This window comes from Marinagarivorans algicola (assembly GCF_001292705.1).
Classification (GTDB): Bacteria; Pseudomonadota; Gammaproteobacteria; order Pseudomonadales; family Cellvibrionaceae; genus Marinagarivorans; species Marinagarivorans algicola.
Window position 1 is genome coordinate 1 of sequence record NZ_LGAK01000060.1, and the last position, 13,266, is coordinate 13,266.

The 13,266-nt window shown below is 44.7% G+C and carries 7 protein-coding genes; 4 read left to right on the forward strand and 3 right to left on the reverse strand.

The window, feature by feature from the left end; translation table 11 throughout:
• The first annotated feature begins 543 nt into the window (after positions 1-543).
• The 4 genes from AC438_RS14820 to AC438_RS14835 all read left to right on the forward strand — a co-directional run bounded on the left by AC438_RS14820 (position 544) and on the right by AC438_RS14835 (position 6,783).
• A complete protein-coding gene (locus tag AC438_RS14820; RefSeq protein WP_053982041.1) occupies positions 544-1,572 on the forward strand; it encodes a hypothetical protein in 1,029 nt (342 codons plus the stop codon).
• A complete protein-coding gene (locus AC438_RS14825; protein ID WP_053982042.1) occupies positions 1,569-2,585 on the forward strand; it encodes a hypothetical protein in 1,017 nt (338 codons plus the stop codon). The genes AC438_RS14820 and AC438_RS14825 overlap by 4 nt, the downstream gene beginning before the upstream one ends.
• 176 nt (positions 2,586-2,761) lie before the next feature.
• Positions 2,762-4,717 (forward strand): bifunctional diguanylate cyclase/phosphodiesterase, encoded by a 1,956-nt coding sequence (locus tag AC438_RS14830; RefSeq protein ID WP_162230762.1) that lies wholly within the window; start codon positions 2,762-2,764, stop codon positions 4,715-4,717.
• A gap of 383 nt (positions 4,718-5,100) precedes the next feature.
• Positions 5,101-6,783, forward strand: a complete 1,683-nt coding sequence (locus tag AC438_RS14835) for a zinc metalloprotease (RefSeq protein WP_053982044.1) — start codon at positions 5,101-5,103, stop codon at positions 6,781-6,783.
• Between the two features lie 358 nt (positions 6,784-7,141).
• Here AC438_RS14835 and AC438_RS14845 read toward each other — a convergent pair whose 3' ends face one another.
• From AC438_RS14845 to AC438_RS14855, 3 genes are all read right to left on the reverse strand, one after another.
• On the reverse strand, positions 7,142-8,605 hold the full coding sequence (locus tag AC438_RS14845) for an efflux transporter outer membrane subunit (RefSeq protein ID WP_082354196.1): 1,464 nt from the start codon (positions 8,603-8,605) through the stop codon (positions 7,142-7,144).
• Positions 8,602-11,793: an efflux RND transporter permease subunit gene (locus AC438_RS14850; protein ID WP_053982046.1), complete on the reverse strand. Its 3,192-nt coding sequence runs from the start codon at positions 11,791-11,793 to the stop codon at positions 8,602-8,604. The genes AC438_RS14845 and AC438_RS14850 overlap by 4 nt, the downstream gene beginning before the upstream one ends.
• A gap of 79 nt (positions 11,794-11,872) precedes the next feature.
• Positions 11,873-13,108 carry an efflux RND transporter periplasmic adaptor subunit gene (locus AC438_RS14855; RefSeq protein ID WP_238376418.1) on the reverse strand — a complete coding sequence of 412 codons (1,236 nt, stop codon included), beginning with the start codon at positions 13,106-13,108 and terminating at the stop codon, positions 11,873-11,875.
• Between the last annotated feature and the right edge of the window lie 158 nt (positions 13,109-13,266).

Sequence of the window (13,266 nt, forward strand, 5' to 3'; positions counted from 1 at the left end):
GTTGCTTAAAGTGATGTTACTTAAGCGCTTTCAAGTACATGTTTTGACTGCCCTGTTTTTAAGTCAACAACAATAATGGCCGGCTTTATCGCGCCCATAAAATTACCAAAAGTCATATCGGCGATAGATTTGTTTACTTTCTTTATGGTGAATTCGATGTTAGATATTGATGTTTAATATTGACGCTTAACGATGATTTTTTGAAATATTTAAGAATCAATAGTGTGCGTACATGGCGGATTTTTACCGTGATGGCTCAGCGCTCATCTAGTCAGTGAATCATAGGGTGCCACAGGATCTCAATAAACAGGGTAATGGGCGATACACTATCAAAAATAAATAGATAATATGTGCTCGAAGACGCGTGTGACGGGTTATCGAGAGTGCTGGGCATTTGGTAGCTTAGGAAATGGCTTTGGTCGCTTTCACGGCGTACTGCTATGCAGGCTCTATACTCAAAAGATGAGATAAAAATGGGTTAAAAACGGGTGAATGTAGGCTCTCAGTAGAGCAATTAGTTCGATGGCTCGGCGCAGGTATCTAATGAGTATAAAAAATCACGGGTGGGCACATGGTGCATATGGGTGTGTACTGTGCGTCTTGTTGGCGGCATATGCACAGGCGCAACACATCGAATCGACGATTGGTCGTATAGTCACTGATAATGCACGGGTATCAATGGATGCCGCAGTGCGGAGTGTTTGGGGTCGTGACGATTATGCGCAGTATGTTGTAGGTTTAGACTATCACAAAATATGGAGCGTGAATCAACGCGATATTGGCGTGTTAACAATCCAGCCTTATGTGGTCAACTTTGCCGGTAAAATGGCCACGCCTTATTTTTTTGATGGTCGCGATACCGAGCTTACATGGCGCATTACTAATTTTAATTACATGATGCTGCCCAGTGGTGCGCTGCGCATTCGGGTGGGGCATTTTGAAATTCCCTTTGGGCTAGAACAAAACGCCGATACTAACGGTACGCTGCGGCAGTACAGTGCCAGCGCAGATCGCGGGATTAAAGCAGATTGGGGTGGCACAATCAATGGCGTGCTGCCCTGTTGGGAATATGAATTTGCGCTATCGCGTGGCTCGGGCAACGACATCAGTAGCCGTGATAACCCGTTGGTTTTGTCCGGTCGTATTGGCAGTGCTTCTCACCGTAACTGGATTGTTGGCGGTTCTTTCTTTGAAGGCCGAGTGCAAACGCCCACATCGGCTATTCGGCGCAAGCGCATAGGGGTTGATGCTAGCTATTATTATCGGCACTGGGGCATTTTGGGTGAGGCTTCTTATGGTGATGACGCGGGTTTCCGTCGGGAGCACTATTTAATTGAGTTCTCTTGGCGTAATGCGCTCGAATCTATACAGCTCTATTCACAATACCATGTTCAAAATAAAGAGCGCTCGATGGTGAATATAAAAAATCAATCGCAGCGCTTAACGATAGGTGTGGAGTGGGCACTTGGACGTCGCTTTTCGATTAATGCTCAGTGGTGGGAGCCTACCAATACGGCGGCTTCGGTAAACCCGCCCTCTGAGTTTGCAGCCCAGTTGAGGTATCGCTTATGAGAGGGTTATTCGCTATAAAGCGCGCTGTTGTCGTTGGGCTTATAGGTTGGGTATGGGTATTTTTTGCAACACCTTTGCAGGCAGCGTATTGTTCGTTGCGCGATCCTGTTTTAGCGATTAATACGTTATACAGTGGGGCGACAACGCACCGCTCGGTGGTTAAAACCATAACCGGAAAAACCCGTAACGCGATTGCCCAGCGTCTGCCTTTTACGCTGCATTTTAATGAGTTGGGACGCCACACTATTTATGTGGCTTATTACCAAGATAAGCCTTTGGGTTTTGTGCATGCCCGTTCAGAGTTATCGGATTGGGGGCTGATTGAAATTGCGTGGGCGCTCACACCAGATTTAACCATCGATGATTTCTTTTTTCAGCGCTGTCGTAGCCCCGAATGCAGCGAAAGTTTGCGTCAGCGTGTACTCGCCGATATCAAAGGTCAATCGCTCGATAATATTTTAGCGTTAATGGATAAGAGCGCTAATGCCCTAGTACCCGAGCTTGCTCAAAAATATAAAGGTGAGTCTGAATTAGTTTTATCTCTATTGCGCTCGGCGCTGAAAACAATCGCTGCTACTCAGTATGGGTGGCCCAATACTGTTCTGAACGCACAACGCATAGACTTTTTAAATAGTGCCCTAAAGCGCAATGATATGCATGTGAGGGTGCGGCCCTTACGCGAGGCTGGCGAGCAGTACTGGGCAACTCTTTTAGACGACAGCATTGTCGATACAAAAACGATAAATATGTTTGATATTTATGCTGGCTCGCAAGAAATCGCACGTTTGGCGCAGGCGCACTGGCGGCATCATGGCCGTACGGGTGTTTTTCAGTGGGTGTTTTCAGGCGATCGCGAGGTATTAGCAATACGTTTTAGTGGTATCAAGCCTGAGCCGAGTATGGAGGAGGCTTTTATACAGCTGGTAGGACATCGACTGCCATCCATTGAAAACTGCGCAAGCGCCTCACAAGTAGTGGGTGTGGCGCTGTATCACAGTCTTTATCATAAGTAATGATGGCTTTCTAATAACAACATCTACCCTTCAAAGCGCAGCACTTGGGTGGAGCCAGTGTTTACAAGTGGAGTACAGTAATATTGAAAATTAAAAGCTATCTCGCTATTTTAGTGTTGATTGCTCTGATAGGGGGCAGTGGCGTGCGCTATTTACTGTCTCAAGGATTTGATTCTGTGACGCATAGTACCCAAGTTCATGCCGATATTGTCCTTTGGCAAAAAGACTTCCAGCGCATTATGTTGGATGCGCCACAGTACTTAGTCGCTGCCGATCTTGTTATTGGTTCTGGAGAAACGTATTTGTCGGTCGGTACCCTTAAAAAAGGTACTAATGTCATTCATGATATTGAATATCTTATTCAAACAAATGTGTTGCTGCAGGATATTACACCGCTCAAAGAGATTATTGAGTATGCGGCAGATATTAATCGTTATATTCAGCAGGTATCAGACATGCCGTTATCGGAAGGTGAGTATGATAGCCGCTATGATTTTCTGAATAACCTTCTCGTGTTATACGAGCCCACCGCTGAGAAATTTGCAGATAAAGTGCGCTCTGTGGGTGCTGATATAGCAGTACAAGTAGAGGCTAATTTTACTCAACTAACTCAGCAAAAAAAGAATATGTATTGGTACTCGCTGTTTATCCAATCGTGCTTTACTTTATTGGTATTGTTGTGTTGGTTTTGGATTTACAGAAAAATACTGCAGCCTATTACAGCTTTGCGCCAATCGGTAGAGCACTTTGAATATGGCGGTGTTTTTATGCCCATTCAGCAAGGCCCTAAAGAAATCATACAATTAAGTCATTCTTTTTCTGAGTTAGCCGACTCTTTGTTTTTCCAGGCTAGTCACGACCCTTTAACCAAGTTATTTAATCGCCGCGCTTTTAATCGTTCTATGGGCCGTTTTTTGGATGATATTCAAGAAACCGATGACTCGCATTGCTTGTGTTTTATAGATCTTGATCACTTTAAAACCATTAACGATACATGCGGTCATGCGGCAGGTGATGAGTTACTGTCTTTGATTGCCCAGCTGCTCGAAAGCCATGTAAGAGCGAGCGATTTGGTGGCACGTCTCGGTGGTGATGAATTTGCATTATTGTTGTATCAGTGTCCATTAAGTCGTGCACAGCAAGTTGCCGAGAGCATTCGTCAAGCTATTCAAAAATTTGATTACGTATGGCAGGGTGATACCTTTCATATAGGCGCCAGTATTGGTATTACTGAAGTGCGCAACGATAGTGGGTTACTTGAAGATATATTAAATGCAGCTGATATTGCATGTATGCAGGCTAAGGTATCTGGTCGTAATGCAGTGAATGTCTTTGATTCGGCAAAAGATTTAGTGCAGCAAAAACGCATAGAAGCCATGAGTGTTAATGATATAAAAAGTGCCTTAGAATTTAATCGCTTTGAGCTCTATTGGCAGGGTATTGAGCCTCTGAGTCAAAGCGCGACCAGTGGCGAGCATTATGAAATACTGCTACGAATGAAAGATAAAACTGGCGGTCTTATTAGCCCTGCGTTATTTATGCCTTTGGTTGAACGTTATCGTTTAGGTGTGCAAGTTGACTGCTGGGTGGTTGATCATGTTTTTGATTGGTTTGTGGCTAATCCTCAAGCGTTAGAGCGCCTTAAGCTGTGTTCTATTAATTTGTCGGGTCAATCAGTTGGCTGCAGTGATTTAATGGTGTTTATCGAAAACAAAATTAAAGGGCTTAATTTTCCTTTTGAAAAAATATGCTTCGAAATAACAGAAACAGTTGCCATTACCGATTTTGAAACAGCTACCACTTTTATTCAAAGCTTAAAATCTTATGGGTTTCGCTTTGCTTTAGATGATTTTGGTAGTGGATTTTCGTCTTTTTCTTATCTTAAAAGTATGAATTTTGATTATATTAAAATTGATGGATCTTTTGTGAAAGATATGCTGAATAATCGATTTGACTGGTCAGTAGTTAAGGCGATTGATGAAGTCGCTAAAGCTAGCGGTAAGTATACTATTGCCGAATTTGTAGAAAGCCATGAGATTGCACAAGAGCTTAGTCGTCTAGGAATTGATTTTGCGCAGGGCTATCATTTTTATCACCCCGAACCGCTGGCACAAAAAATATCGATGGTTTGATGATGTGTTTAAATTTTAGGCATTGATAAGGTTATTTTGTTGTCGCGATAAATTAAGAACTCTTTCGCATAAGTTAAATATTGAGTAGCGAAAAATAAGAGGTAATTCACACCCCGTAGCTTTGTTTTTTTTGGTGAGTTGTAAATCATTTTTTAACCTATAGGCTGGGCAATGTTAATAGTGCTGATGTGAGGTTGTAGTAGGTAAGACTCTAATACTCTGCTTAATGACTAGTGAAAAAGTAGCGTATCTCACAGGTTATCAGTTTGCAATACATGGATACCTGCTGTTGAGGTTGGTTGATAAAAAATTAATGATTTAGCTTTATTGTTGTATTTGAATTACAGCTTTAACATATACTCTTAAAATGTGGTGTGTTTTATATGTTGCAAAAAAATAAAAATGTGAATAAATCACTAGGTGTAACGGTGGTGGCTTTAGCTTTGCCGGCATTCATTAGTGCCTGTTCGGGTTCGGGCTCATCAACAAACACTACTGTCGATACACCAGCTTCCAGTAGTCACGCCTCCCAGCAAAGCTCGGTTCAACAAAGTTCGGTTCAACAAAGCTCGGTTCAACAAAGTACAGTTTCTAGTCTTTCCTCCTCCACATCCTCAATGATTGCATCGTCTTCGTCAGCCATTGGTGACCAAGATAGTGATCAAGACGGCATTATTGATAGTCAAGATGACTGCCCTCAAACCGAAGCCGGTGCGATGGTTGATAATAAAGGCTGCGCTGTTCCAGTGGTGCAACCACCTAAGCTAAAGGCTCAGAAGTTTGTTTTTGACGATCAAAGCCCAATAGGGAGTGTATTGGCAAAAGTTAAAATCGAAAACCCCGATAACCTAGCGATCAGTACCAAACTGATGTGGGATAATAATTCGCCATCACCCTTTTCGATTAATACGGAAGGTGAAATCTTATTGGACTCTACAATCACCGCTGGTGACAATATCGATTTTACTATCGTGGTGATGTACGGCGAAAAGAGTGTATCGCAAGCGATGACTGCACGTATTGTAACCACCCAGTTAGCATCCGATCAGCGCTCAATACGGGGTACTCAAAAAGCTTTATGGATATTGCCCGATTTTAATGGTCACAAAGGCAAGCATACCTCCACCACAGTGAATGCTGCGATGGAGACGCTCAATGCCTATATTAAAGTTGAATCGTATGATCAGCTCCGCATTACTTGGGAGCAAACACCATTTATCCCCATGAACTCTGATATCACAGAGGAGCTGAGCAAGAGTGTTTATGGAATACGTGATTTTGTCATTGATAAAGCAAAAGCGGCAAATCCGTTATATGACAGTAAAAATTTTGATTTTGTGTATTTAGGTTTTCCCAGTGGTGCCTTTAGTGGCGGTGGTGCCCTAGGTGTACGCAATGGCAATAAAGGAACCTCTTGGATTGGTCCTGACCCTTGGACGCCGGGCATTGTGCATGAGTCATTTCATATGTTTGGTGTCGGCCATGCTGAGGTTATTATGGGAGACGTTACTTACCCTGCGCCCACTGGCAGTGGTGGGCATGACCCCTATTACTTTATGGGAAGTGAAGGTGGCGCCAAAATAGATCATGGTAATGGTAATTACACGATTCAAGCAGGGATTAATGTACCAATGAAATATCGCATGGGTTGGTTAACCCCCGCGAATATTCAACATGTGACAGGCTCTGGCGTTTACCGCATACAAGGTCATCGTTTAGTTCAAAAGCCAGGGCTTAATGTTTTGGCATTAAAGATAAAAGCTGACGGCAAGCAATTTATGGTAGCGTACGAGCCGGATTCTTTTAGCCCTCGTATTAAGACAAATGGTCTTGTAGTTCACTTGTTTACTGGTGATGTGTCTAGAATATTAGATGCCAAACCTAGCTCAGTAGCGGATGATTCAAATATTCGACAGGCATTAAATGAAGTCGCCGAATTTGCTGATGCGGCGATTGTAGAGGGCGAAACGATGCATGTCGGGTCGTTTTTTGATGTGACATTGGTCAAAGAAGGTGGTAAGGGCGATAAGCGCTGGGCGGATATAAGAATTGATTGGCATCAATAAAAAATCGCTATTGAGTCAAGCTAACAAGCCCCACCTGATAGGGTATTGCTGGATTATTTTGTATGCATTGAAGTGTTGGGCCTTGCAGGGGAAAGATGGGTTAAACAGTGCGCCTGCATAAGGATATGCAAAATAGCATTTTGGCAGGCTAAAGTCGAGGGGCAGGCTGTCGTGAGCGCTTATAGGGCGCCCATGGATGGCTCGAGTGACCCAGTCAATGATTTATTAATGCCCAATCTTGGTGTTCCTGAATCGTGACTTTTTTTGATGTTTTTGAATAGCGATTAATATAAACCGTTATTGTTTTTAAAAAGCGCACCGGCCAATCATCATTGCTCGGTGCGCTTTGCTTTGTGGCTTAGGTATCGGTTTGGGTTTGTGTTTGCCAGCCACCACCAAGTGTTTTGTAAATTGCAATTAAATTGAGCAATACCTTAATATCGCTTTGCGCTAACTGTGCATTGACATTCAACTGCTCGCGTTGAGCATCGAGAACACTTAAAAAGTCACTACTTCCGAGTGCAAACTTTTTGCTAGCCAATATTGCCGCTTGGCCACTGGCATTGGCAGCTTGTTGCAAGCTTGCGCGTCGCTGTTCTTCACGTGTAAAGTTTTGTAAATTGTTGTCGGTTTCTTCTAACGCGATCAATACACGTTGTTCGAATTCGGCCAAGCGAGCTTGGGTGTTAGCGTCGGCTGCTTTAATTTGATTGTGTACACGGCCCAAATTAAACGCTGCCCAATGAATGCGTGGCGAAAACAAAAATGTAGAGGTATTACTATCGCTTAAGCGAGACCAGTCGTTGGCTAAATAACCTAAACCGCCGGTAAAGCTGATGTTGGGATAAAGGTCGGCGACGCGAATATTATACTGCGCCACTGAAGCTGTTAATGCATATTCAGCACGTTGAATATCGGGGCGTCGTTTGATTAAATCTTGTGGATTCCCCACTGATACTGTCGCGGGTAAGCTTGGCAACGCTTGCACATGAGTGAGATCTGATTTAAGTGATGTCACTTTATTACCCGTCAATACACTTAAGCGATTGAGGCCGCTATTAATCTTTGCCTCTAGTGCAGGAATGCTTGCGCGCGTGAGTGCTAGTTGTGATGTTGCGCGCGCCACATTAAGCTGGTCACCAGAGCCGACTTCGGAAAAACGCTGGGCAAGTGTTAATGTTTGCTGCCAAATGCCCGCATTTTTTTGCGCGATACTGCGTAAGTATTGATGGCCGCGCACATTGATATAAGTGCTGGCAACCTCGGCCGCAATACTGACTTGGGCGGCGTATAAATCGGCAAGGCTAGCGCCAACTTGTGCGTGTGAAGCGCGTGCGCCGTTGCGCACGCGACCAAATAGATCAAGCTCCCAGCGGGCATCAAAACCTGCAATATAGGTATCACTAATCCGTGAGCCACTATCGCCGACGATATCTGCGCTTTGGCGCTGCCTTACAGCGCTTACATCAGCTTCTACCGTTGGTAGATAATCGAGTTGACTATTGCGTAAATACGCTCGCGACTGCGCCAAAGAGGCCGCAGCAATACGAATAGAGTGGTTATATTGTAATGAGTTTTCAATAAGGCTATTTAAAGCCTCATCATTAAAAAGTGCCCACCATTGTGCGATGGGCTGCTGCCCATTGATTGCTGTCTCTTGCGCTACAGGTAACGTAAAAGGTATGGCTGCTGCACTTAAGTCAGCACTCGCGCGTACTTCATTGGGCGATTTAAAAGTGCTGCATGCACTGATCGCCAATGCTAAGGTGGTGAGTGAAGCAGTTTTTATAAAGCGCTTAGTCAGCGATAAATTAATATTCATTGTAGTGACTCCTGATGCGAAGGTGCTTTATCGCCTGAGGTGAGGGCTTCAACGGTATAGTCGCGGCCTTCTATTTTACGCATTAATACATAAAAAACCGGTGTGAAAAACAAGCCAAAAAAGGTCACGCCGAGCATGCCCGAAAATACAGCAATACCCATAACACTACGCATCTCGGCGCCGGCACCGCTTGAAAAGACCATAGGAACTACACCCATAATAAAGGCAAAAGAGGTCATTAATATCGGTCGTAAACGCATACGACTTGCCGTCACAGCGGCCTCAAAGGTGGCGATGCCTCGCTGTTCGAGTTCACGAGCAAACTCGACAATTAAAATAGCATTTTTACTGGCTAGCCCTGCCAGTACAAATAAACTAACTTGCGTAAAAATGTTATTGTCGCCATTGGTTAACCAAACACCAAATAATGCAGACATAATTGATAGCGGTACAATCAACACAACGACAACCGGTAGCGCAAGGCTTTCGTATTGTGCTGCGAGTACTAAAAATACTAACAGTAAACACAGTGGCAAAATATAAATAGCGGTATTGCCAGCGAGCACTTCTTGGTAGGTAAGCTCAGTCCATTCAAACACAATACCGCTTGGCAGTGTTTCGTTTAAAATCTCGGTAATGGCATCTTGCGCCTGCCCACTTGAGTAGCCCGGCGCTGCATTGCCGTTTAAATCAGCCGATAAATAACCATTGTAATGCGTTGCACTATCGGGGCCATAGCTTTCTTGCATGCTAACGACGGTACCCAAGGGCACCATATCGCCTTGTAAATTGCGTACTTTTAAGGCTAGCGCATCGGCAGGGGTGTTGCGGTACTGTGCATCGGCTTGGGTGATAACCTGATAAGTACGACCGAATTGGTTGAAGTCATTAACATACAGTGAGCCTAAATAAATCTGCATCGTGTCAAAAATATCTTTGATATTTAAGCCGAGCTGTTTAGCTTTGGTGCGATCAAGGTCGGCATACAGCTGAGGCACATTAATTTTATAGTTAGAGTAAACACTGGCAAGCTCGGGGCGTGCCCAAGACTTTTGTTGCACTTGCTGCACAACCTCGGCCAGTTTCTCATACCCTAAACCACCACGATCTTCAATTTGTAATTTAAAGCCGCCAGTTGTACCGAGCCCTTGTACTGGTGGCGGCGGAAAAATCGCAATAAAGGCTTCTTCGATACCGGCAAATTTCATTTGTAATTTCTGAGCAATAGCACCAGCTGATAGCGCTTCGCCATGGCGTTTAGCAAAGTCTTCTAGAGGAAAGAAGACCACCCCAGCGCTTGAGCTATTCATAAAACCATTAATGCTTAACCCTGGGAATTGCACAGCATTTTTAACGCCAGCTTCGGTGAGACCGATTTCACCCATTTCATTAATCACCGCTTTAGTGCGTTCAAGCGTTGCACCGTCAGGCAATTGTGCAAAGGCAATTAAATATTGTTTATCTTGCGGCGGTACAAAGCCCTTAGGAATCACATTAAATTCCATTACGGTTATCCCTAAGAATACGATATACAGCACTAAAGCAATACCTTTGCGTCCAAGTAAGCGACTGATGCTATTGGAATAGCCTTTTGAGCTGCGACTAAAAACGCGATTAAACCAGCCAAAAAAGCGTCCAAATAAGGTATCAATAACACGGGTTAGGCGGTCTTTAGGGGCGCTATGGCTTTTGAGTAATAATGCCGCTAATGCCGGGCTTAGCGTCAGTGAATTAATCGCTGAAATAACGGTTGATATAGCAATGGTTAAAGCGAATTGCTTATAAAATTGACCGGTTAAACCGCTGACAAATGCAATGGGTACAAATACGGCGACTAAGGTTAATGAGATGGCAATAATAGGCCCGCTGACTTCGCGCATGGCTTTATAGGTAGCCTCTTTGGGGGTTAGGCCGTCTTCGATATTGCGCTCTACGTTTTCGACAACAACAATGGCATCATCAACCACAATACCAATAGCTAATACCAAGCCAAATAAAGATAAAGTGTTAATTGAGAATCCAAAAGCCCACATTAAGGCAAAAGTACCGACAATTGAAACAGGCACAGCCAGCAAGGGAATAATAGATGCGCGCCAGGTTTGTAAAAACACAATAACAACAATAATAACTAAAATTAAAGCTTCTAATAATGTTTTCACAACCGCTTTAATGGAATCTTTCACAAAAACGGTTGGGTCATACACAATATTATAATCGACGCTATCGGGGAAGCGCTCTTTGAGCTGCGCCATAGTCGCGCGTACATCGTTTGATATTTGAATGGCATTGGCGCCAGGGGCCTGAAAAATAGGCATGGCGACGGCGGGTTGCCCATCAAGCATAGAGCCTAGGCTGTATTCGGAGGCACTTAACTCTACTCGGGCGACGTCTTTTAAGCGGGTAATTTCACCGTCTTGGCCCGCTTGAATAATAATATCTTCAAATTCTTCGGGTGTGCTTAGACGGCCCTTGGCGTTAATAGGCATTTGCACATCTACGAGGTTGTTAATAGGCGCACCACCAATAACACCGGCAGCGGCTTGAATATTTTGCTCGCGAATGGCGCTAACGACATCGCTGGCAGTTAGGTTTTTTTCAGCAATTTTTTCAGGGTTTAGCCAAATGCGCATAGCGTAATCGCCCGAGCCAAATAGGCGCACTGTGCCAACCCCAGCAACCTTGGCTAATTCATCTTTAATATTAATTAAAGCGTAATTGCGTAAATACAAATCGTCATAGGTTTTGTCGGGTGAAATAAGATGCACAACCATGGTTAAGTCGGGCGAGCTTTTTACAACGGTAACACCACTTTGGCGCGTGACATCGGGTAGGCGAGGCAGTGCCTGTGAGACGCGATTTTGCACCATTTGTTGTGCTAAATCGACGTCGGTGCCTATTTTGAAGGTAACGGTAAGCGTTAGGCGGCCATCAGTGGTTGCCTGTGAGGCAAAGTACAGCATGTTCTCTGTGCCGGCGAGTTGCTCCTCTAAAGGGGTTGCGAGTGTTTCGGCAATCACTTTCGGGTTGGCGCCAGGGTATGAAGCGCTGACCACAACAGACGGCGGCGAGACTTCAGGATATTCTGAAATAGGTAATTGAAACATGGCTAAACAGCCAGCAATAAATATTAGTAGCGAAATCACACCGGCAAAAATCGGTCGATCCACAAAAAATTTGGATATATTCATAAAGAGCCCGCGAGCCTTGGCTTAAAAATAAAAAGACGAAAAATAGATGTTAAGTATTTGATACGAGGTGCTTGTGATATTAGGGCGCTGTGGAAGCCTGTGTAATATTGGCGGTTGTCACGTTGTTAGGCGTTACGGGTGTGTTGGGCCTAACGTGTGATAAACCATTGACAATAACAGTATCGCCAGCTTCTAAGCCCGATAAAACAACGCGGTGTTGCTGGTAGTACTCACCGAGCGTGACTTCGCGATAGAGTGCAGTGTTCTTGTCATCGACCACCAAAACGAATTTTTTACTTTGATTAGTGCCAATAGCGCGAGTAGGAAGTAGTAAAACAGATTGCGTAGACTCAGAGCCTAAACGTACATTGGCAAACATGCCCGCAGTCAGTGCGCCATCGCTATTGTTAAATAATGCGCGTGCGCGAATCGTACCACTGGTGGCATCTAGTCGGTTATCAAACGAGGCAATATGACCTTTGTACACGACGTCATTATTATTGGTGAGCGTTAATTGGACAGGCATTGTTCGGGTGTCTTTGATATTGCGTATAAACTCAATGTAGGTGCCTTCATCAACATTAAATTCGGCATACATTGTGTCGGTGGCAACAATCTCGGTCATGATCGGTGCACTGGGGCCGGCCTCTACAACGTTACCTGGGGTGAGTTCAGCGCGGCTGACTCGGCCAGCAATAGGTGCTCGAATATGCGCATACTCCAGATTGAGTTCAGCGTGACTAAGGGCCGCTTGCGCTTGTTTGATGTCGGCTTGGGCTACTTGTTGTGCGCTAAGGGCCGAGTCATACAGGCTTTGTGAAATAAGCTTATCGTCGACTAGTTTTTTAGAGCGGGCGAGTTCATCTTGAGCGAGTTTGGCGCGTGATTTGGCGATAGCAACACGCGCTTTGGCCTCGGCAACAGAGGCTTCATGCTGGCGTGGGTCAATAATAAAGAGCGGTTGATTTTTTTTGACCTGCTCGCCATCTTTAAATAAAACCTCTTGAATTGTGCCGCCAACCAGTGGCCGGATAATAGCGCTTTGGACTGGGGCAATACGACCCGAAAATTTCACCCATGTACGAATGCCTTGCGGTTGCATCGTCATCACATCCACCGTCGGTGGGGCAGGAGCGGCGGCGGCCTTTGGGATACAGTAAAGCGCTGTCATGACTAAAAGGGCAAGAGCGGCGAATTGGCGGAATGATTGAGTAGAGCGAAGAGATAGCGCTAGGCTGGGCATGCTTGAACTCCAGGGTAAACAGCAAAAAATAAAATCAAATGTTTTAGGGGTGATGGGTCTTAGTGCGCGCATGATACATACCGGTCGGTTTGTTGGTCAATAGACTTTTTGATGAACGGGTATATTTGTGCTCGATGGCGCGAGTTAAGTCGTAGTAATGCGGTATCGGTAAGGCACAAAGATACTGCCCGTATCCTTAATGTAAGTTTGCAGGTGTTTAGCGAGGCATG